Origin of the sequence: Citrobacter sp. TBCS-15 (assembly GCF_005280815.1) — a bacterium.
Taxonomy (GTDB): Bacteria; Pseudomonadota; Gammaproteobacteria; order Enterobacterales; family Enterobacteriaceae; genus Citrobacter; species Citrobacter werkmanii.
In genome coordinates this window covers 155,876-176,895 of sequence record NZ_SZWK01000313.1, presented here as the reverse complement: position 1 = coordinate 176,895, position 21,020 = coordinate 155,876, and the positions used below count along the sequence as shown (strand labels likewise).

The following is a 21,020-nucleotide window of genomic DNA, read 5'->3' as shown; positions in this document are numbered from 1 at the left end:
TCCCAATTTCATACAGTTAAGGACAGGCCATGAGTAAGATTTTTGAAGACAACTCGCTGACTATCGGTCATACGCCGCTGGTTCGACTGAACCGTATCGGTAACGGACGCATTCTGGCGAAGGTGGAATCACGTAACCCGAGCTTTAGCGTCAAATGCCGCATCGGTGCCAATATGATTTGGGATGCCGAAAAACGTGGGGTGCTGAAACCGGGCGTTGAGCTGGTTGAACCGACCAGCGGTAATACCGGGATTGCTCTGGCCTACGTTGCCGCCGCCCGTGGTTACAAACTGACTCTGACCATGCCGGAAACCATGAGCATTGAGCGCCGCAAGCTGTTAAAAGCGCTGGGCGCGAATCTGGTGCTGACCGAAGGCGCAAAAGGGATGAAGGGCGCGATCCAGAAAGCGGAAGAAATTGTGGCCAGCGATCCGGAAAAATTCCTGCTGCTGCAGCAGTTCAGCAACCCGGCCAACCCGGAAATCCACGAAAAAACCACCGGCCCGGAAATCTGGGAAGATACCGATGGCCAGGTTGATGTCTTTATTTCCGGCGTCGGCACCGGCGGTACGCTGACTGGCGTTACTCGTTACATTAAAGGCACCAAAGGTAAAACGGATCTGATGACCGTCGCGGTAGAACCGACCGACTCACCGGTTATCGCCCAGGCCCTGGCGGGCGAAGAACTCAAACCAGGCCCGCATAAAATTCAGGGTATCGGCGCAGGCTTCATTCCAGGTAACCTTGATCTGAAGCTTATCGATAAAGTCGTTGCTATTACCAACGATGAAGCTATTTCTACCGCGCGTCGCCTGATGGAAGAAGAAGGTATTCTGGCGGGGATCTCTTCCGGTGCCGCGGTTGCTGCCGCGCTTAAGCTCCAGGAAGATGAAACCTTTACCAATAAGAATATAGTGGTTATTCTACCGTCATCGGGTGAGCGTTATCTGAGCACTGCACTGTTTGCCGATCTCTTCACTGAGAAAGAACTGCAACAGTAATGCCAGCATGTTAAAAACGCGTAAAAAAGCACCCTTTTGGGTGCTTTTTTGTGGCCTGCTTCAAAGTTTCAACTCTCCTGGCATTGATTCAACCCGCCGGAACTGGTATTTAACCAAGCTAATTATTTTGATGCGCGAAATTAATCGTTACAGGAAAAGCGCTAGCTGAATCGATTTTATGATTTGGTTCAACTCTTCCTTTCGCTGCATAATGTTTAATGACGAACGAAACGTCAGCGGCAAGAAGTTGCCAGCAACGGATTGCACCGAACTCCTTTTGTGTCGCGTCCAGTTTACGCCGATGCTAACAATACAGGCTAAAGTTGAGCCGCCAGGCTAGACTTTAGTTCCACAACACTAAACCTATAAGTTGGGGAAATATAATGTTCCAGCAAGAAGTTACCATTACCGCTCCGAACGGTCTGCATACTCGCCCTGCTGCTCAGTTTGTTAAAGAAGCAAAAGGTTTTACTTCTGAAATTACTGTGACTTCCAACGGCAAAAGCGCTAGCGCCAAAAGCCTGTTTAAACTGCAGACTCTGGGCCTGACTCAGGGTACCGTTGTCACCCTGTCCGCAGAAGGTGAAGACGAGCAGAAAGCAGTTGAGCATCTGGTAAAACTGATGGCTGAACTCGAGTAAGTTCAACGAGTTCTTTTAAATATCAGTCACAAGTAAGGTAGGGTTATGATTTCAGGCATTTTAGCATCCCCGGGTATCGCTTTCGGCAAAGCATTGCTGCTGAAAGAAGACGAAATCGTCATTGACCGGAAAAAAATTTCTGCCGACAAGGTTGATCAGGAAGTTGAACGTTTTCTGAGCGGTCGTGCCAAGGCATCTGCGCAACTGGAAGCGATCAAAACCAAAGCTGGTGAAACGTTCGGTGAAGAAAAAGAAGCCATCTTTGAAGGGCATATCATGCTGCTCGAAGATGAGGAGCTGGAGCAGGAAATCATAGCCCTGATTAAAGATAAGCACATGACGGCTGATGCAGCTGCGCATGAAGTTATCGAAGGTCAGGCCACAGCCCTGGAAGAGCTGGATGATGAATACCTGAAAGAACGTGCGGCTGACGTACGTGACATCGGTAAACGCCTGCTGCGTAACATTCTGGGTCTGGCAATTATTGACCTGAGCGCTATCCAGGAAGAAGTTATCCTGGTTGCCGCAGACCTGACCCCGTCTGAAACCGCACAGCTAAACCTGAACAAGGTACTGGGTTTCATCACTGACGCGGGTGGACGTACTTCCCACACCTCCATTATGGCGCGTTCCCTGGAACTGCCTGCCATCGTCGGTACGGGTAGCGTCACCTCTCAGGTGAAAAACGACGATTATCTGATTCTGGATGCCGTAAACAACCAGGTTTACGTCAATCCGACCAACGACGTTATTGAGCAACTGCGTGCCGTTCAGGAGCAGGTTGCGACCGAGAAAGCGGAACTCGCAAAACTGAAAGATCTGCCGGCTATCACGCTGGACGGACATCAGGTTGAAGTTTGCGCCAACATCGGTACCGTTCGTGACGTTGAAGGCGCTGAGCGTAACGGCGCTGAAGGTGTTGGTCTGTACCGCACCGAATTCCTGTTCATGGACCGTGAATCGCTGCCGACTGAAGAAGAACAGTTCGCTGCGTATAAAGCCGTGGCGGAAGCCTGTGGCTCTCAGGCGGTCATCGTCCGTACCATGGACATCGGCGGCGATAAAGAGCTGCCGTACATGAACTTCCCGAAAGAAGAGAACCCGTTCCTGGGCTGGCGCGCCGTGCGTATCGCCATGGATCGTAAAGAGATCCTGCGTGACCAGGTTCGCGCTATCCTGCGTGCCTCTGCTTTCGGTAAACTGCGCATCATGTTCCCGATGATCATCTCTGTTGAAGAAGTGCGTGCGCTGCGCAAAGAGATTGAAATCTACAAACAGGAACTGCGCGACGAAGGTAAAGCTTTTGACGAAAGCATTGAGATTGGCGTGATGGTGGAAACACCGGCTGCGGCAACAATTGCGCGTCATTTAGCCAAAGAAGTTGATTTCTTTAGTATCGGCACCAATGATTTAACGCAGTACACCCTGGCAGTTGACCGTGGTAATGATATGATTTCACACCTTTACCAACCGATGTCGCCATCTGTGCTGACGCTGATCAAGCAGGTTATTGATGCTTCTCATGCTGAAGGCAAATGGACTGGCATGTGTGGTGAGCTTGCAGGCGACGAACGTGCTACACTTCTGTTGCTGGGGATGGGTCTGGACGAATTCTCTATGAGCGCCATTTCTATCCCGCGCATTAAGAAGATTATCCGTAACACGAACTTCGAAGATGCGAAGGTGTTAGCAGAGCAGGCTCTTGCTCAACCGACAACGGACGAGTTAATGACGCTGGTTAACAAGTTCATTGAAGAAAAAACAATCTGCTAATCCACGAGATGCGGCCCAATTTACTGCTTAGGAGAAGATCATGGGTTTGTTCGATAAACTGAAATCTCTGGTTTCTGATGATAAGAAAGACACCGGAACTATTGAGATTGTTGCTCCGCTCTCTGGCGAGATCGTCAACATCGAAGACGTGCCGGATGTAGTTTTTGCTGAAAAAATCGTTGGTGATGGCATCGCTATCAAACCAACCGGTAATAAAATGGTCGCCCCTGTTGATGGCACCATCGGCAAAATCTTTGAAACCAACCACGCTTTCTCTATCGAATCCGACAGCGGCATTGAGCTGTTTGTTCACTTCGGTATTGATACCGTTGAACTGAAAGGCGAAGGCTTCAAGCGTATCGCTGAAGAAGGTCAGCGCGTTAAAGTGGGCGACCCGGTTATTGAATTCGATCTGCCGCTGCTGGAAGAAAAAGCCAAGTCTACCCTGACTCCGGTTGTTATCTCCAACATGGACGAAATCAAAGAGCTGATCAAACTGTCCGGTAGCGTGACCGTGGGTGAAACTCCGGTTATCCGCATCAAGAAGTAATTCTTGCCGCAGAGAAGAATGGCGCCAGATGGCGCCATTTTTTTATCTAACGGATGGCGGCGTTAAATTTGTGAGGTCATCGGCCGATAACACGCCTCGCGCATCAGAATTTTCATCCCTTCCGGCCCGCTTTCCAGCATCCGCCTTTCGGAATCAGACACCAGCAGTTCACAATCATACCCACCCGCAATACCAAACATCGCCCGCGCTACGCAAATATCTTCCAGCGCCTCTGTCCCGCTGGTATCAAAATGCCCGATTAAACGTCCATGCTGGCGTACCACCAGCCGATAACTCTTCATCGTGCCTCCCCTGCCGGTGGCAGAATTAATTCATCACAACCGCACTGATGCGTCCAGCTCATGACGTCCAGCACGCGCTGCGCGGCATCGTATGCCGCCGTAGTCAGCGCTTTCCCCAGCACAATGCCGCTCGCCAGTTCAGCACAGAACAGATCGCCGGTGCCTTTTAAATCCGTCTTCACCCGCGGGTGAGCGAACACCTCAACCGTTTCAGCCGTCACTACCGCCACATTAATAACTTCTTCGCTATCACCCGGCGCGCTGGTGATCACCACCCATTTCAGCGTGTCGCTAAGCAGAGATTTTGCCGCTGCGATTGCTTCATCAAGCGTACGGCACGGCTTGCCGCTCAGCATTTGCAGCTCGAACACGTTCGGCGTCAGCCCCTGCGCCAACGGCAGCAGGTGCTGACGATAAGCCTCCGGGATTTCGGCTTTAACATACATACCGCTATCCGTATCGCCAATCACGGGGTCAACCAAAATGCACAGGTCCGGATGCGTGGCCCGAACGGTTTCCAGCCATTGTGCCAGCAAGGCGATTTGCTCCGCGCTGCCCATGTACCCTGTCGTCACCGCCTTTAGCTCGCGCAAGGCATCACGTTCGCTTAAGGCGCGGAGATAGCCGCTAAACCATTCGGGCGGAATAACGCCGCCATAAAAGGTTTCATAATGCGGGGTGTTACTGAACAGTACCGTGGGTACTGCCGTCACGCGTAATCCCTGCGCTTTAATGGCCGGCACAGCGATGCTGTTGCCTACGCTGCCATATACCACCTGTGACTGGACGGCGACGATATCGGTCTGTAATGCCCGATGCTTGTCGTCGAAGAGCACTGACTGAATATCACTCTCCTGCTCCATAAATTTCTCCTCTCGCTGGACAGCGCGCTTACGCCTCATTATTATCGTCATATGCTAAAATTCATTTTGTCATAGGTCAATAATGATCGACGGAAAAACCGCTAACGAAATTTTTGACAGTATCCGTCAACATGTTGCTACAGGCACGCTGGCAGCAGGAGAAACGTTGCCGCCAGTGCGGGAACTGGCAACGGAATTAAACGTGAACCGCAATACTGTCGCGGCGGCTTACAAACGTCTGGTCACCTCCGGGTTGGCACAGAGTCTGGGACGCAACGGCACGGTGATTAAGGGGATTACTGCCCCCGTTGCGCTGGAAGGTGGTAACCCAGATACTCCACTCATCGATCTTTCCGGCGGTAATCCAGCGCCCTCACGGCTTCCTGACCTGAGTAGTTATTTCGCGAAGATAAATAAGGATCCGCGTTTGTATGGTGATGCGGCCGTCTCCCCAGGACTCAAGAGCTGGGCCACGCAATGGATACAGGATGCGATACCGGGTCAGGGGGAAATTGATATCACCAGCGGCGCCATCGATGCCATTGAGCGGCTGCTATGCGCCCATTTACTGCCCGGCGATAGCGTGGCTGTAGAAGATCCGTGCTTTTTGAGTAGCATCAACATGCTGCGCTATGCCGGATTTACCGCCAGTCCAGTTAACGTCGACAGTGAAGGCATGCAACCCGCCATGCTGGAATGCGCATTACAGAAAGGCGCGCGGGCGGTGATTCTGACCCCGCGCGCTCATAACCCGACAGGATGCAGTCTGAGCGCATCCCGCGCGGCGCAATTACAGGAAATCCTGGCTCGCTATCCGCAAACGCTGGTGATCGTCGACGACCACTTTGCGCTGCTGTCCGCTTGCCGCTGGTATCCGGTGATTGCGCAGGAAACTGTACACTGGGCGATTGTCCGTTCGATGTCGAAAACCTTAGGCCCGGATTTACGCCTGGCTATCGTAGCCAGCGATCCCGTCACATCCGGGAAACTGCGTTTACGGCTCAACTCCGGCAGTCAGTGGGTCAGCCATCTGCTGCAGGATTTAGCCTGCGCGTGCCTGAGTGACGAGACATATCAACACACGCTGGCACAAACGCAGCAGTTTTACGCCGTCCAGCAGCAAAAGCTGAATACGGCTCTGCGCCAACATGGCATTGAACTGCCCGTCGGTGACGGTCTGAATCTGTGGTTACCGCTGGCAGATCACAGTCAGGAGATCGCTTTTGCGCTGGCAAAGTCCGGCTGGCTGGTTCGCGAAGGCGAAGTGTTCGGCGTCAATACGCCTGCACACGGTTTACGCATTACGCTGTCAACATTAGAAGACAGCGACATTGATAAGCTGGCGGTTGATATTCATCAGGCGCTAAAGCGCTAACAGGAGACAAAAAGTGCGAGTTCATTTTGTTATTCATGAGTCTTTTGAATCTGCTGGCGCGTACCTGCCGTGGGCCGAATCGCGCGGCTATACCATCACCTGGTCACGCGTATACGCTGGAGAAACAGTTCCCGCCAATGCCGATGGTTTCGATATGCTGGTCGTCTTTGGTGGCCCGCAGTCGCCCCGCACCACGCAGGAAGAGTGCCCATACTTTGACTCTCAGGCTGAGCAGCATCTGATTAACCAGGCGATTTCGGCAAGAAAAATCGTGGTGGGGATCTGTTTGGGTTCGCAGTTAATTGGCGAAGCGCTGGGCGCGAAGGTGTGTCAAAGCCCGGAAAAAGAGATTGGGCACTACCCAATCGTCCTGACCGAGGCAGGCCAACAGCACCCGTTGTTCAGCAATTTCGGCTCATCGCTTATCGTCGGTCACTGGCACAACGACATGCCGGGGTTAACCGACCAGGCGATAATTCTTGCTACCAGTGAGGGCTGTCCGCGACAAATCGTGCAATACGGTAATTTCGTCTATGGTTTCCAGTGCCATATGGAGTTCACAGCTGACGCGATTGAAGGATTAATTCAGCACTCAGAGCAAGAGTTGGCTGAAGCCGAAGGGAAACGCTTCATCCGCCCGGTTGAAGAGATGCGCGCCTGGGACTACCAGCAAATGAATGAGAAGCTGTGGCAATTCCTGGATAAGCTGGTGGAAAAACGTAACGATTAATCATCCCTGGCCGGATAAAACAATATCCGGCCATCGTGCCAGGCAGTTACCTGATGGCGCTGCGCTTATCAGGCCAAAAAGTTAAATTCCCAGCCCCTGATTAAAGTGCTCTTCACCAAAGACGCCGGTCGAAAGGTAGCGATCGCCGCGATCGCAGATGATCGCCACAACTACCGCGCCGGGCGTGGCACGTGCAACGCGTAACGCGCCCGCGACCGCGCCGCCAGAGCTGACACCGCAGAAAATTCCTTCACGCACGGCCAGTTCACGCATGGTATTTTCGGCATCATTCTGATGAATATCCAGCACCTCATCCACCAGCGAGGCGTTAAAAATGCCCGGCATATATTCCGCAGGCCAGCGGCGAATTCCCGGAATACTGCTGCCCTCTTCCGGCTGCAGGCCAACGATAGTGACCGGTTTTTCCTGCTCGCGCAGAAAACGCGACACGCCGGTAATGGTGCCGGTCGTCCCCATACTGGAGACAAAATGGGTGATGCGGCCTGACGTCTGCTGCCAGATTTCGGGTCCGGTGGTGGTGTAATGCGCGTACGGGTTATCGGGATTATTAAACTGATCGAGCAGTTTACCTTCACCGCGCTCAGACATAGCGAGGGCTAAATCGCGCGCGCCTTCCATTCCCTGCTCTTTGGTGACCAGAATCAGTTCCGCGCCATAGGCACGCATTGCCGCCCGGCGTTCCTGGCTCATGTTGTCTGGCATCAGCAGCTTCATGCGGTAGCCCTTCAGCGCGGCGATCATGGCCAGCGCAATACCAGTATTGCCGCTGGTAGCCTCAATCAATACGTCACCCGGCTTAATTTCCCCACGCTTTTCCGCTTCAACAATCATCGACAGCGCAGCCCGGTCTTTCACCGAACCCGCAGGATTATTCCCTTCCAGCTTGACCCAAATTTCGCTGCCGTTATCCGGCGCCAGGCGTTGTAATTTCACCAGAGGCGTATTGCCAATTGTTTTTTCTAATGTGTTCACGTTTTCAGCTCGTAAAAAAGCCCGGTAAGCGTAGCACCACCGGGCGATAACTATGCAAATTAACCTATCAGGCTGATTGCGCCAGGGCAAGTTCCTCTTCACGCGTTTCAATACGCTGGTCGCCGTTATACAAACGTGCATTTTGCAGTCCAACAAACAGCCGTTCACCGCGGCTCGGGGAATCATCGCCCTGCATGATGACCGTCAGCGGTTCGTTGTACCACCCGAGGGGTTGTACAACTAATTGGGTGTAGTGCCCCTTCGGACTGGCTTCCAGCACCTGCACCGGCAGCGGCGAATCCAGGCTGGTACGGCGGCTCACATCCACTTCCCATGGACGCAGGAACAGATCGACCGGTCCCTGATAGCCAGGTGTATAGCCCAACGGCCAGCGGTGTGCGCCCACGTGGAACTGTCCGCCACGAATCGTCCCCTGCAGGCGGTTAACCTCGCCCATAAACTCCAGCACAAAACGGGTGGCCGGTTCGCGCCAGACCTGATCCGGCGCATCGGCCTGTTCAATATGACCCTGACTCATCACCACCACGCGATCCGCAACTTCCGTCGCTTCTTCCTGATCGTGGGTGACAAACACGCTGGTGAACTTCAGTTCCTCGTGCAGCTGACGCAGCCAGCGGCGCAGTTCTTTACGCACCTGAGCGTCGAGCGCGCCAAACGGCTCGTCGAGCAGCAGGATCTGCGGCTCGACAGCCAGCGCACGCGCCAACGCCACACGCTGTTTCTGGCCGCCGGAAAGCTGCGCCGGGAAACGATCTGCCAGATGAGCCAATTGCACCATCTCCAGCAGTTTGGTCACTTTGGCTTTGATCGCCGCGGCGTTCGGACGCTCACGCCGCGGCAGAACTGTCAGACCAAAAGCGATGTTGTCGAAAACGGTCATATGGCGAAACAGCGCATAGTGCTGAAACACAAACCCCACCTTACGGTCGCGGGCGTGCAAACGGCTGACATCGGTGCCGTGAAAACGAATATGCCCGCTGGACTGATGCTCCAGCCCGGCAATGATACGCAGCAGCGTGGTTTTTCCCGAACCGGATGGCCCCAACAGAGCAACCATTTGACCTGAAGGAATATCCAGCGAGATATCGTTCAGCACCTGGGTGCGACCAAAAGACTTCTTAATATTGGCAATCTCAATGCTCATGATTTTCCTCCTGCTGCGCGCGTTTCTCCTGGTTCTCCAGACGCCATTGCAACATGCTCTTCAAAAACAGGGTAATAATCGCCATCAGCGTCAACAGCGCGGCGGCGGTAAAGGAGCCGACGGCGTTATAGTCCTGCTCCAGTAATTCAATCTGTAGTGGTAAAGACAAGGTTTCGCCGCGAATCGAGCCGGAAACCACCGACACCGCGCCGAATTCACCTATCGCACGGGCGTTAGTCAGCACCACGCCATACAGCAACGCCCAACGGATATTCGGCAGCGTGACGCGGCGGAACATCTGCCAGCCGGAGGCACCAAGCAAAATCGCCGCTTCGTCTTCATTGCTGCCCTGACTTAACATTACCGGCACCAGTTCGCGCACCACAAACGGACAGGTCACGAACACCGTCACCAGCACCATCCCCGGCCAGGAGAACATAATTTGCAGGTTGTGTTCATCCAGCCAATCACCCAGCGGGCCGTTAGAACCATAAAACAGCAGATAGATCAGACCTGCGACCACTGGCGAGACGGCAAATGGAATATCCAGCAGCGTCAGCAGCAGTTGGCGTCCAGGGAAGTTGAAGCGAGTCACCAGCCAGGCCAGCAATACGCCGAATACCAGATTAACCGGCACCGCAATCAGCGCAATTAGCACCGTCAGCCAAATGGCATGCAGCATATCCGGGTCAGCCAGGTTCTGTAGTACCGGCATTAATCCCTTACTGAACGCCTGCACGAAGATATAAATCATCGGTACCAGCAAAATAAAGGTCGATACCAGCATGCCCGTGCCGATCAGAAACCATTTACCCCAGTTAATACGGGGTGCGTCATAGCGTTTCAATTGAGTAATGTCTGCCATCAGTGACCTACCACGCGTCGACCGAAGCGACTTTGCAGGGTGTTAATTGAAAACAGCAGCAACAACGACGCCCCGAGGATCACAGAAGCAATCGCGCTGGCGGCCGGGTAGTCAAACTCCTGCAAGCGAACAAAAATCATCAGCGAGGTCACTTCGGTTTTCCATGCGATGTTTCCGGCGATAAAAATAACCGCGCCAAACTCACCGAGGCTTCGGGTAAACGAGAGCGCAACGCCCGCCACCAGCGCGGGAGACAGCTCTGGCAGCACCACTTTACGAAAACTCTGCCAACGCGTGGCGCCGAGCGTTTCCGCCGCTTCTTCATATTCCGGGCCTAACTCTTCCAGCACTGGCTGTACGGTACGCACTACGAACGGAATGCTGGTAAAGGCCATCGCCACCGCGATGCCAAGCCAGGTATAGGTCACCTTAATGTCCAGCTTCGCCAGCCACTCGCCGTAGAAGCCATTGACCGAAAACAGCGACGCCAGCGTCAGGCCAGCTACCGCCGTAGGCAACGCAAACGGCAGGTCCATCAGCGCATCCAACAGCGTACGGCCCGGAAAGCGATAGCGGGTTAAGATCCACGCCATCAGCAAACCGAACACGCCGTTAAAAATTGATGCCACAAACGCCGACAGCAGTGTCACTTTATAAGCCGCTACCACCTGCGGATTGGTAATCACTTCCCAATACTGCGCCCAGCTCATTTGCGCCAGTTGCATGACCAGCGCACTAAGCGGCAGCAGCAATATCAGGCAAACGAACAATAAGCTGGTCCCGAGGCTTAAGGTGAAGCCGGGCAGCACGCGTCGGGAGGAAACAGCAAACATTTACTTACGCCCCGCCGCCAACAGTTTGTCCAGCTCGCCGCCGCTGACAAAGTGCGTTTTCATCACCTCAGGCCACGCGCCAAACTTGTCTTCGACGCGGAACAGTTCGGTTTGCGGGAATTTATCTTTCAGCTTGTCCATCACCTGCGGGTTGTTCACGCGGTAGTAGAAATCGGTAATGATGGTTTGCGCCTGTGGGCTGTACAGCCAGTTCAGGTACGCTTTCGCCGCTTTTTCAGTACCGTTGGCCTGCACATTTTTATCTACCCAGGCTACCGGGAATTCCGCCAGAATGTTGACCTTCGGCACCACCACTTCGAAACCCTGATCTTCATACTGTTTACGGATGTTGTTCACTTCCGATTCAAACGTGATCAGCACATCACCCAGACCGCGTTCAACAAAGGTGGTCGTTGCACCGCGACCGCCGGTATCAAACACTTCCACGTTTTTCAGAAACTGGGTCATAAACTGTTCGGTTTTGGCTTTATCACCACCGTCAGCTTTATCTGCCGCGCCCCACGCAGCCAGATAGGTATAACGCGCGTTACCGGAAGTCTTCGGGTTAGGGAAAATTAGCTTCACGTCCGGGCGAACCAGATCGTTCCATTCGTGGATATTCTTCGGGTTACCCTTACGCACCAAAAACGCCATGGTGGAATAGAATGGCGAGCTGTTATTCGGCAGTCGGCTTTGCCAGTCGGCGGGGATCAGCTTGCCTTTGTCATGCAGGATCTGCACGTCTGTCACCTGGTTATAGGTCACTACATCGGCCTTCAACCCTTGCAAAATCGCCAGCGCCTGTTTTGATGACCCGGCATGAGATTGTTTAATCGTCAGTTTGTCGCCGCCGTTATCCTTTGCCCATTGCTGTTCAAATGGCGGGTTAAGGGCGGCAAACAGCTCGCGGGAGACATCGTATGAACTGTTCAGCAGTTCCGTTGCCTGCGCCTGCCCCACCAGCAACAGCATTGCTGCCAGCGTCAGGGTTCTTTTTTTCAGTAAGTTAACGGCCATTGCGCACCCTTATAAATTTAATGACTTTCTTATGGTCATCATATTTATAACCAGTGCTAAAGGAGTAACGGTTTTATATACCGTTTGATGATTTGAAAGTTGAAAAGAGAATAAGGGGTACCTCCTCCCCATCGCGCGGGGAGGAGACCGGCATCAATCAGACGCCGACGCTAACGCTTTCAGGCAAGGTGCTACCGCCATCAATCACGTTTTGCGTGCCAGTTAAATAACTGGACTCATCCGAGGCCAGGAACGCAGCCAGCTCACCGACTTCTAGCGGGCAGGCCAGACGACGCATCGGGATCGCTTTCGCCATTTCGGTTAATACAGATTCCGGATCGTCCGGATTGGACTGACGCGCAATATTTTCCGCCATCGGCGTGCGAACATAGCCTGGGCAAATGGCATTCACGCGAATACCGGACTGCGCATATTCCACCGCCAGCGATTTGGTTAAGCCGATAATCGCCGCTTTTGACATTGCATAGGCCGTTTCGCCCGGATCGGCCACCATATCGCCAGTCACTGAGGACATCATCACGATACGCCCGTCTTTGCGATCAATCATCTCCGGCAGCACGGCTTTTGTTACGTTCCAGACGCCTTTGATATTGATATCAATATGGAAGTCGCGATCTTCATCGCTCATCTCAAGGAAATTGCCGAGGCGACATACGCCGGCATTGTTGACCAGAATATCGATTTTGCCTTCAACCTTCTTCGCGCGTTTCACCGCTTCTGTGACCGAAGCAAAATCTCTGACATCCGCGTGAACCGCAGTGCAGCGGTGACCGCGCCCTGCCAGCTCATCCGCCAGTTTTTCAATCTCATCGGAGATATCCAGCAGGATTAAGTTCGCGCCATGGCGGGCAAACGTTCTGGCGATCCCCTCGCCAATACCCTGAGATGCGCCCGTAATCAATGCTGTTTTGCCCGTGAGTTTTCCCATTTCAATATTCTCCTTTTGAATATGAAGCCTTCGCTTCATTCACGCAGAAGATACAGCAATAACAAATTAGTGCTGAGGAATAGCTCACTAAATCAGGTTAATCTCAGGTAAAAAAAATCCCCGACAATTCGGGGATATCTATTTAGTTGCAGATGACAAGATCAGTTCGCCATCCGGCAACTTACCATCACAGCGCCATCAGGCGGTCCAGCGACGGGGCAAAGTAATAGCCACCGGTTACCGGCTTGGTGAAACGCAGCATCGCGTCGCGCTTACCGTCTGTGTCGCCAAACATACTCAGCAGTTGCTGCTCAATGTTGTGCAGACGTGCGCAGTAGGCGCAGAAATAGAGACCGTGTGTGCCGCTGGCCGTGCCGTATGGCAGGCTCTGGCGCACAATTTTCAGCCCTTTACCGTCTTCTTTCAGATCAACGCGGCTCAGGTGAGAGGTAACCGGACGGTCATCACCGTCGATCTCTTCGTTGGCTTCCTTGGTACGACCAATCATCATTTCCTGGTCGTGAATGCTCATGCGGTTAAGCTGCTTCAGGTTATGTTCCCAACGCTGCACAAATACATAGCTGCCACCAGCATCCACGCCATCTTTGATCACCGCGACTTCACGACGCGTTTCTTCACCAGCCGGATTTTCCGTACCGTCAACAAAGCCGCTGAGATCGCGTTCTTCAACCCAACGGAAACCGTGGATCTCTTCTTTGACGTCAATGCAGTCACCAAATGCTTCCATTGCTGCCTGCGCGACGGAGAAATTCACGTCATGACGCAAAGAGAGAATGTGGATCAACACATCATACTGGGTGGCTGGCGCCAGGCCTTTACCGTAAGGGATAAAGTCTTTTAACTCTTCCGCCCCAACGCCGCCGCTTAATGCACGCCAGGTGTTGTTGCCGAAAGCCACAACCGCGCCCAGATGCGCATCCGGGAACTTCGCTTCAAAGGTCGCCAGTTTATCAGCAAAGATTTTGCTGGCCGCACGCAGGGCCTCAACGTCGCCTTTAACATTGGCTTCAATCCAAATCGCCGCACGGCAATGTTCTGGCAAAATGCCACTCTGAACCTGAGACATTGTTCCTCCTGAAAAAAAGATGCCACGACCTCGTGGCATTGATTGGCGCTATTCTACCTGTTTTTTTAGCAAGTCGATTTGTTCAGACGCAAATTAACGCCGCCAGATGATTTTGCTGACTTTCCACGTTTTCAGCGTGTCGTCCGACGGCATTAAGCCCTCAGGCCCGCTCCATTCGCCGGAAAAAATGTAGCTAATATGCTGACTTCCTTCAGCTTTACATTCAACGCTCGCGCTGTCATCGCCGGTTGCTTTTTGGCAGTTACCAAAGGCTTTAGTGTAAAGGTCGCTAAACGGTGTACCGATTTCGACACCCGCGTCTGATGAAATATCGCTGTCCAGGACATCAATACGGCTGATGGTTCCCTGACTGCCATTGATGACCATTGCCAGCTTGTCATCTTTCATCGCCTCATAGAAGCGCACCACATTACCGTCATCGGTCTTCATCCCGCTGCGCAGGCGGTAATCACCATCCAGCGCATCAGCAATAGTTTTTTCATCCAGCGGCGTAGCGCCAGTTAACGCGCCGACGCCCTGCTCAGTGACCTGCGTTGAAGAACCGAACCAGTTCCACGGATTGGCGGCAGACCAGTTCACCGACGACAGCGTGGAACACCCGGTCAGTAGCAGCGGCATCGCGCATAAAGTCAAACGCAGTGATTTCATTTCACTTCCTTCCTTATTTATCAACGTTGCTTGGAGTCCGCTTTCACCAAAAAGTGCCGTTATTCTTTCTCAAGGGAAAAACAGGCGCGCAGACGTTGATTGGTTAACAGCCAGACCAGCGCGACGATATCCGCCACCAGCAGCGCCAGTCCGATGCCGTTGACAGGATCGCCTGCCAGCCACATCGCCGGTTGCCAGCAGAGCAGTACCAGTTGCGCGAGAATCAGTAATCCGCGCAGCCAGCGCCATACCCCCGGATACGCAAAGCGCCGCCCGCTGAGTAAAAACGCCAGCACCGCGGGAACGCCGGGGAGCAACCCCAGCCAGAATGCGTCATGGTCGGGATAAAACAGATTCAGTAGCGTATTGCCCTGCTCACGGGAAGAACCGGCAATCACGAACAACACCCAGGTGCGCGCCTGCAGCAGCAGTACGCACCAGAAAAGAAAAGGCAGGCGCAGACGCCCGTGACCGTCATAGTCGGCGGGGTGAAACTCAGTACTCTTCATCTTCGATCAAGCGCTTACCGAGATTGAGTACATCCGCATGTTCATAGCCCAGGCGTTCATACATCCCCAGCACCAGATCATTATCTTCACGCACCATGATTTGAATCTTCGGACACCCGCGGGCGATGAGCTTTTTCTCCAGTCGGTTAAGCAGCGCATTGGCGATGCCGCGACCGCGAAACTCAGGATGCACGCCGAGGTAATAGGCCGAGCCGCGATGCCCGTCGTATCCGCCCATCACCGTACCGACCACCTCGCCGTTCACTTCAGCGACCAGGAACAAGCTGACGTCATGATTTACTTTACGCTCAATGTCCATTTCCGGGTCATTCCATGGACGCAGCAAATCACAGCGCTCCCAGAGGGTGATCACCTCTTCGAAATCTTCCTGGCGAAAAACGCGTATTTCCATGGTATTGGTTACCTTTTCAGGACGTTAAAAAGCGATTATGGCGCGAACGGCTGATTTAGCCAATATCTGACGCGAAGCGGCGGAAAAAATGGCATAATACGGAATTGTCACGTATTGAAATGAAAAGTAAAACAATTCTTATCCCGATCCGTCGCAACGGACTACGCGATACGATATAACGTTTAGAACCTTTTTTTTACAACTCAGGCCGTATGAGCACTTTTAAACCACTAAAAACACTCACATCGCGCCGCCAGGTGCTGAAAGCCGGGCTGGCCGCCCTGACGCTGTCAGGCATGTCGCAAGCCATCGCTAAAGAAGAAGCGCTAAAAACCAGTAATGGACACAGCAAACCGAAAGCGAAAAAATCAGGCGCTAAACGCGTAGTTGTCCTTGATCCGGGTCACGGTGGTATTGATACCGGCGCAATTGGCCGCAACGGTTCCAAGGAAAAGCATGTGGTACTAGCGATTGCCAAAAACGTGCGCTCGATTCTACGTAACCAGGGGATAGATGCACGCCTGACCCGCTCCGGCGATACGTTTATTCCGCTCTACGATCGCGTCGAGATCGCCCATAAACATGGCGCCGATCTGTTCATGTCGATCCACGCCGACGGTTTTACCAACCCAAGCGCGGCAGGTGCTTCAGTCTTTGCGTTGTCCAATCGCGGCGCCAGTAGCGCCATGGCGAAGTATCTGTCCGATCGTGAAAACCGCGCCGATGAAGTGGCCGGGAAGAAGGCCACCGACAAAGACCATTTGCTGCAGCAGGTGCTGTTCGATCTGGTGCAAACTGACACCATTAAAAACAGCCTGACGTTAGGTTCGCATATTCTTAAGAAGATCAAGCCGGTACACCGTCTGCACAGTCGCAGCACGGAACAGGCCGCCTTTGTGGTGCTAAAATCACCCTCAATTCCTTCGGTACTGGTCGAAACGTCGTTCATTACCAACCCGGAAGAAGAACGACTGCTGGGCACGGCGGCATTTCGACAAAAAATTGCTACCGCTATCGCCAATGGCATCATCAGCTATTTTCACTGGTTTGATAACCAGAAAGCACACTCGAAGAAACGTTAATCATGAAGCCCGATGCACAGCGCGTAAAACAGTTCCTGCTTAGCCTGCAGGATGATATTTGCCAGCGATTATCCGCCGTAGACGGCACCGAGTTTGTTGAAGATAACTGGCAGCGCGAAGCAGGTGGCGGCGGGCGCAGCCGGGTACTGCGTAACGGCGGTATTTTCGAACAAGCGGGCGTCAACTTCTCTCACGTCCACGGCGATGCGATGCCGGCCTCGGCTACCGCCCATCGACCTGAACTTGCCGGGCGCAGCTTTGAAGCCATGGGCGTCTCGCTGGTGGTGCATCCGCAGAATCCCTACATTCCGACCAGTCATGCCAACGTGCGCTTTTTTATCGCGGAAAAACCGGACGCCGATCCCGTCTGGTGGTTTGGCGGCGGCTTTGACTTAACGCCCTACTACGGCTTTGAAGAGGATGCGGTACACTGGCACCGTACGGCGCGGGATCTGTGTCAGCCGTTCGGTGAAGACGTTTATCCCCGTTACAAAAAGTGGTGCGATGACTACTTCTTCCTTAAACACCGCAACGAGCAGCGCGGCATTGGCGGGTTGTTTTTCGATGATTTGAATACGCCGGGTTTCGACCACTGCTTCGCCTTTATGCAGGCGGTGGGGCAAGGTTACACCGAGGCGTACCTGCCCATTGTTGACCGACGTAAAGCGATAAATTGGGGTGAACGCGAGCGCAACTTCCAGCTTTATCGTCGTGGGCGCTATGTCGAATTTAACCTGGTGTGGGATCGCGGCACATTGTTCGGTCTGCAGACCGGTGGGCGCACGGAATCGATTCTGATGTCGATGCCGCCGCTGGTGCGCTGGGAGTATGACTGGCAGCCGGAAGCGAACAGCCCGGAAGCTGCCCTTAGCGAATTTATTCAGGTCCGCGACTGGGTGTAATTGTCTGATAACGCAATGCTTATCAGGCCTACAACCCATAGGCCTGATAAGACGCAAAGCATCACATCCGGCACAATAATGCCATCACGCCCACTGGCGCATACGCTGATGCAGCGTCAACGACGGTTTTTCCGCAAACAACTGCTGGTAGTCGGTAGCAAACTGCCCTAAATGCCAGAACCCCCACTGCATGGCGGCATCTTTCACCGTCACACTCTGCGACCACGGACTTATCAGCTCGCGACGCACGGCGTTCAGGCGAATACGTTTTAACCAGGCATTCGGACCAATCCCCAGAATCGCGTGAAAGGCGTTTTGCAACGTCCGACGGCTGACGTGCAGTTGGTTACACAGATCGAGCACGGTCAGCGGCTCTGACATGTTTTCCAACACATACTCGCGCGCACGCGACAGTAAACGACGATAGCTCTGATGGCTGATGCTCTCAGCGGTTATAATCGGCTGCGCTTCTTCCAGCATGGTCCCCATCGCCAGCAGCAGGTTATCGCCCAACACTTTGCGTACCGCAGGTTGACGCAGGTTTTCTGGATTTTCGCTAAACGTTGCCAGCGCCTGCTGCACAAAGCCCCATAGCGCGGCTTTGTGCTGTTCTTTGACTTCCAGCGCCGACTGGTTGCGCAGCATATGCAGCACCCTTTCCGGGTTATGCAGGAAGTTGGCCTGACGGGCAATCGCCTCTTCCGAAATGACAACCCCCAGAATGGTGTAATCATCCGGCGTACTCAGTTCAAACTCCGTCCCGCCAGGTCGGGTGGCAATTTCAGCACTGCCCAGACATTGGGCGCCAATAAAACCCTGTTCGCCGCGCGTGGCCGGAATGCCAAACCAGAACGAGTTCGGCCAGACAAGACACGACTGGCGCAGCGCGAGTCCGGTGTATTCACGGAAAACCTGAATATCGTCGAGCAGGATTTCCGTGAACTCGCCATGAAATTTTCCCGGATGCAGCTGATCGTAAATCTGCTGCCAGGCGGTAATCGTCAGCGCATGCTCATATACATCCGTTGTTCGCCGCTGGTGAACGTTGTCCACCTCCACTTTCGGCGTAAGTTTAACGTCTTCGGGTAACACTTCATGATAAAGATGGTGCAGGTTTGCAGTACGGTTCTTTTTCATGATCTTTTAAGCCGGAAGCTTCAACGAAGCCCCCGGCCCTCCGACAGGTTAATTTTTTAAGCGATAGCGACTACTGCGTTTACGCAACGCTCCGTCAGAAAAGAGCTGTTCCAGCGCCTTTCTGGCTTCATCAAGTGACCAGCCAAAGTGGGCAGCCACTTCCCCTGCCGTCATTCCTTGACGGACCGATGCTAACAGCGTCAGAAGTTGTTCAGAGGATTCAGACGTTAACGGGGCGTCCTGTGTCTTCTCTGCTTTTACGTCTGTTTTCACTTCTGGCTTCTGTTCTGGTTTCTTCGGCTGGCGCTTAAAACCGCCGATCAGCCACTGGGTGTCATCGTCCGGTCGGCCTATCTCCTTACGGCTGATAACACGGCCCGTACGCGCTGCGGCGGCGCTGCCAGCATCCAGCGCTGCGCGGCACGCCGCCAGATCGCCTTCCACGACCAGCGTCAGCCTGCCTGGATCGAGCACTTCGTGGCTCAGCAGGCGTACGTTCGCGGCTTTCAGCATGGCATCCGCCGCGTCTACGGCAGCCACCATGCCATCCACTTCCAGTAATCCCAGTGCATTGATCATCACAACCTCTCTTACGCGCGCTGGATTGGATTACGGGCAATATCCAGAACGGCATCAGCAAAGGCGTTACATGCGGCTTTACAAGCGGCCTGGCTACCGGTCAAAAACGCGGCTGAATAGTTGGTTTCTGACGGCGGTGGCACGTAGGTCACCAGTTGTACATCAGCAGATTTCAGCGCCGCATCAATACCAAACGTCGCTTCCAGCGGCGGCGCCACCAGATACGCCATTGGATCGCCAAGTCGGCATCCTGCGGTCGCGGAAAGATACGAACCGGTACGCGAAACCACGTGCGCCAGGAAGGCGGTATCTTCTGCATCATTCGCCCACTGGAACGCCGCGCCGCTTTCAATATTGGCGACCATCGCGTCCAGACCCGCGCGAACTTCTGCCGGGTTGGGTCCTCCGAGCATAATCAGTACTTCGCCCGAGGTTGGAGAGGGACTGTGCGCCGCACCGGCATACAGCGAGCGGCCATAAACCACTTCGACCATCGCCTGTTTTGTCGCTTCGTCTGCAGCAATATACGCCACGTCATCAGAATCTGCTGTGATGAGTCCGAGGCTACGTATATGTGGCGGTAATTTAAGTTCACGGGCAAAACCGTCATTTACCGAGGCAATCACGCGCATTGCGGTGACTGAAGGTCTAATCAAATCTAATGCTGGCATGATGCCTCCTTAACGGGTCATATTGATGCCGGAGGCTTTTTGCTCCAGCATGCGCTTGGCCAAATCCACAATCACCGCCGCTGCTTCAACCGGTGGCGTACCGCCCTGGTGAATGTTCGAGATACAGGTACGGTCAGCTTCAACGGTCGTCGCCACGCGCGGCGAATAGACGGCGTAGCAGGAGAGACTTTCCGACTGGCCGAGGCCCGGACGTTCACCTACCAGCAGGATCACCGCTTTCGCGCCCAGCAGTTCGCCGATCTGATCTTCGATTTTCACGCGACCATAGCGAACGAAGAACGGGGTCCCGACTTTTAATCCGGCTTGTTTTAAGCCTGACAACAGCGGCGGGAGAATCTCTTCGTAGTTGGCAGTGATGGCATCGGTAGACAAGCCATCAGAGATAATCACCTGCACATCCGGGTTCATTACACACTGCGATTTCAGCGCTTCAATGGCTTCCGCACTCAGACGACGCCCCAGATCCGGGCGCGTCAGATACAGGTTTTTGTCACTGATTTCCGAACGCACTTCCAGCAGCCCTTGCGCTTTTACCCACTCTTCCGGCACTTCTTTCAATACCGTATCTTTCGAACGCGAGTGGTCGGCCAGGAAGCGCAGTAACGCCTGGGTGCGCGGACGAGGACCGGCGCGCCCGGTACATACACGCGCCGCGGTACTGCGCCGCAGTTCAGTCAACACCTCTGCGCGGTGCGGATTCTCAACGCCTATCCACGCTTTAGCTTCGGCTGAGCCTAAGTCCATCGCACAGCTTTCACCAGTCGGCGCGGCGCACTGCGTAGTGCTGCATTTTGCTGGTGCTGACGGTTCTTGAGCCTGCGGTTGAGACTCACCCATTGACGCCATTACGCTGCGTACAATTTCTTCAATCTGTTTTTGATCCATCGTGTTTCA

General features: G+C 53.8%; 24 protein-coding genes. 8 read left to right on the top strand and 16 right to left on the bottom strand.

Annotated elements, in window-relative coordinates; genetic code table 11:
• Positions 1 to 29 precede the first annotated feature (29 nt).
• From cysK to crr, 4 genes are all read left to right on the top strand, one after another.
• The gene (cysK, locus tag FDW96_RS23585; RefSeq protein ID WP_137366395.1) at positions 30 to 1,001 is read left to right on the top strand and encodes a cysteine synthase A; all 972 of its coding nucleotides are present in this window, start codon (positions 30 to 32) and stop codon (positions 999 to 1,001) included.
• A gap of 383 nt (positions 1,002 to 1,384) precedes the next feature.
• Positions 1,385 to 1,642: a phosphocarrier protein Hpr gene (ptsH, locus tag FDW96_RS23580; RefSeq protein WP_002913505.1), complete on the top strand. Its 258-nt coding sequence runs from the start codon at positions 1,385 to 1,387 to the stop codon at positions 1,640 to 1,642.
• A 45-nt stretch (positions 1,643 to 1,687) separates the two neighbouring features.
• On the top strand, positions 1,688 to 3,415 hold the full coding sequence (ptsI, locus tag FDW96_RS23575) for a phosphoenolpyruvate-protein phosphotransferase PtsI (protein WP_003038080.1): 1,728 nt from the start codon (positions 1,688 to 1,690) through the stop codon (positions 3,413 to 3,415).
• A gap of 40 nt (positions 3,416 to 3,455) precedes the next feature.
• Positions 3,456 to 3,965: a PTS glucose transporter subunit IIA gene (crr, locus tag FDW96_RS23570; RefSeq protein ID WP_000522253.1), complete on the top strand. Its 510-nt coding sequence runs from the start codon at positions 3,456 to 3,458 to the stop codon at positions 3,963 to 3,965.
• Between the two features lie 62 nt (positions 3,966 to 4,027).
• Here the strand turns inward: crr and FDW96_RS23565 are convergent, their stop codons facing one another.
• The gene (locus tag FDW96_RS23565; RefSeq protein WP_137366394.1) at positions 4,028 to 4,267 is read right to left on the bottom strand and encodes a cytoplasmic protein; all 240 of its coding nucleotides are present in this window, start codon (positions 4,265 to 4,267) and stop codon (positions 4,028 to 4,030) included.
• Complete coding sequence (gene pdxK / locus FDW96_RS23560) at positions 4,264 to 5,130, bottom strand: pyridoxine/pyridoxal/pyridoxamine kinase (protein WP_137366393.1); 867 nt, start codon at positions 5,128 to 5,130, stop codon at positions 4,264 to 4,266. The genes FDW96_RS23565 and pdxK overlap by 4 nt, the downstream gene beginning before the upstream one ends.
• 82 nt (positions 5,131 to 5,212) lie before the next feature.
• Between pdxK and ptsJ the strand changes: the two genes are divergently transcribed.
• Both ptsJ and FDW96_RS23550 read left to right on the top strand, forming a co-directional pair.
• Positions 5,213 to 6,505 carry a transcriptional regulator PtsJ gene (gene ptsJ / locus FDW96_RS23555; protein ID WP_042306936.1) on the top strand — a complete coding sequence of 431 codons (1,293 nt, stop codon included), beginning with the start codon at positions 5,213 to 5,215 and terminating at the stop codon, positions 6,503 to 6,505.
• A 13-nt stretch (positions 6,506 to 6,518) separates the two neighbouring features.
• Positions 6,519 to 7,235, top strand: a complete 717-nt coding sequence (locus FDW96_RS23550; protein WP_137349327.1) for a type 1 glutamine amidotransferase — start codon at positions 6,519 to 6,521, stop codon at positions 7,233 to 7,235.
• Positions 7,236 to 7,316: 81 nt separating this feature from the next.
• Here FDW96_RS23550 and cysM read toward each other — a convergent pair whose 3' ends face one another.
• The 10 genes from cysM to FDW96_RS23500 form a co-directional block, all read right to left on the bottom strand.
• Positions 7,317 to 8,228 (bottom strand): cysteine synthase CysM, encoded by a 912-nt coding sequence (gene cysM / locus FDW96_RS23545; protein ID WP_042306932.1) that lies wholly within the window; start codon positions 8,226 to 8,228, stop codon positions 7,317 to 7,319.
• A 67-nt stretch (positions 8,229 to 8,295) separates the two neighbouring features.
• Positions 8,296 to 9,393: a sulfate/thiosulfate ABC transporter ATP-binding protein CysA gene (cysA, locus tag FDW96_RS23540; RefSeq protein ID WP_003038066.1), complete on the bottom strand. Its 1,098-nt coding sequence runs from the start codon at positions 9,391 to 9,393 to the stop codon at positions 8,296 to 8,298.
• Positions 9,383 to 10,258, bottom strand: a complete 876-nt coding sequence (gene cysW / locus FDW96_RS23535) for a sulfate/thiosulfate ABC transporter permease CysW (RefSeq protein ID WP_042306930.1) — start codon at positions 10,256 to 10,258, stop codon at positions 9,383 to 9,385. The genes cysA and cysW overlap by 11 nt, the downstream gene beginning before the upstream one ends.
• A complete protein-coding gene (cysT, locus tag FDW96_RS23530; protein ID WP_038642497.1) occupies positions 10,258 to 11,091 on the bottom strand; it encodes a sulfate/thiosulfate ABC transporter permease CysT in 834 nt (277 codons plus the stop codon). The genes cysW and cysT overlap by 1 nt, the downstream gene beginning before the upstream one ends.
• Positions 11,092 to 12,108 carry a sulfate ABC transporter substrate-binding protein gene (locus tag FDW96_RS23525; RefSeq protein WP_042306928.1) on the bottom strand — a complete coding sequence of 339 codons (1,017 nt, stop codon included), beginning with the start codon at positions 12,106 to 12,108 and terminating at the stop codon, positions 11,092 to 11,094.
• A gap of 157 nt (positions 12,109 to 12,265) precedes the next feature.
• Positions 12,266 to 13,057: an SDR family oxidoreductase UcpA gene (ucpA, locus tag FDW96_RS23520; protein WP_042306926.1), complete on the bottom strand. Its 792-nt coding sequence runs from the start codon at positions 13,055 to 13,057 to the stop codon at positions 12,266 to 12,268.
• A gap of 187 nt (positions 13,058 to 13,244) precedes the next feature.
• Complete coding sequence (gene yfeX, locus FDW96_RS23515) at positions 13,245 to 14,144, bottom strand: porphyrinogen peroxidase (protein ID WP_042306924.1); 900 nt, start codon at positions 14,142 to 14,144, stop codon at positions 13,245 to 13,247.
• 93 nt (positions 14,145 to 14,237) lie between these two features.
• The gene (locus tag FDW96_RS23510; protein WP_079223210.1) at positions 14,238 to 14,813 is read right to left on the bottom strand and encodes an RpoE-regulated lipoprotein; all 576 of its coding nucleotides are present in this window, start codon (positions 14,811 to 14,813) and stop codon (positions 14,238 to 14,240) included.
• A gap of 59 nt (positions 14,814 to 14,872) precedes the next feature.
• Positions 14,873 to 15,322 carry a DUF2919 domain-containing protein gene (locus FDW96_RS23505; RefSeq protein WP_079223208.1) on the bottom strand — a complete coding sequence of 150 codons (450 nt, stop codon included), beginning with the start codon at positions 15,320 to 15,322 and terminating at the stop codon, positions 14,873 to 14,875.
• Complete coding sequence (locus FDW96_RS23500; RefSeq protein ID WP_006683546.1) at positions 15,309 to 15,734, bottom strand: GNAT family acetyltransferase; 426 nt, start codon at positions 15,732 to 15,734, stop codon at positions 15,309 to 15,311. The genes FDW96_RS23505 and FDW96_RS23500 overlap by 14 nt, the downstream gene beginning before the upstream one ends.
• A gap of 212 nt (positions 15,735 to 15,946) precedes the next feature.
• Here FDW96_RS23500 and amiA point away from each other — a divergent pair, with 212 nt between their 5' ends.
• Positions 15,947 to 16,816: an N-acetylmuramoyl-L-alanine amidase AmiA gene (gene amiA, locus FDW96_RS23495; RefSeq protein ID WP_003038046.1), complete on the top strand. Its 870-nt coding sequence runs from the start codon at positions 15,947 to 15,949 to the stop codon at positions 16,814 to 16,816.
• 2 nt (positions 16,817 to 16,818) lie between these two features.
• Positions 16,819 to 17,718, top strand: a complete 900-nt coding sequence (gene hemF / locus FDW96_RS23490; RefSeq protein ID WP_137366392.1) for an oxygen-dependent coproporphyrinogen oxidase — start codon at positions 16,819 to 16,821, stop codon at positions 17,716 to 17,718.
• An 84-nt stretch (positions 17,719 to 17,802) separates the two neighbouring features.
• On the opposite strand, the gene eutR is transcribed toward hemF, so the two are convergent.
• Genes eutR through eutC form a run of 4 tightly spaced genes read right to left on the bottom strand, consistent with a single transcriptional unit; the run spans position 17,803 to position 21,011 of the window.
• The gene (eutR, locus tag FDW96_RS23485) at positions 17,803 to 18,855 is read right to left on the bottom strand and encodes an HTH-type transcriptional regulator EutR (RefSeq protein ID WP_079223204.1); all 1,053 of its coding nucleotides are present in this window, start codon (positions 18,853 to 18,855) and stop codon (positions 17,803 to 17,805) included.
• Positions 18,856 to 18,903: 48 nt separating this feature from the next.
• Positions 18,904 to 19,434 carry an ethanolamine utilization microcompartment protein EutK gene (gene eutK, locus FDW96_RS23480; RefSeq protein WP_042306913.1) on the bottom strand — a complete coding sequence of 177 codons (531 nt, stop codon included), beginning with the start codon at positions 19,432 to 19,434 and terminating at the stop codon, positions 18,904 to 18,906.
• Positions 19,435 to 19,445: 11 nt separating this feature from the next.
• Positions 19,446 to 20,105, bottom strand: coding sequence for an ethanolamine utilization microcompartment protein EutL (gene eutL, locus FDW96_RS23475; RefSeq protein WP_003838537.1), 660 nt, complete (start codon positions 20,103 to 20,105; stop codon positions 19,446 to 19,448).
• Positions 20,106 to 20,114: 9 nt separating this feature from the next.
• On the bottom strand, positions 20,115 to 21,011 hold the full coding sequence (eutC, locus tag FDW96_RS23470) for an ethanolamine ammonia-lyase subunit EutC (RefSeq protein ID WP_137360604.1): 897 nt from the start codon (positions 21,009 to 21,011) through the stop codon (positions 20,115 to 20,117).
• Positions 21,012 to 21,020: the final 9 nt, after the last annotated feature.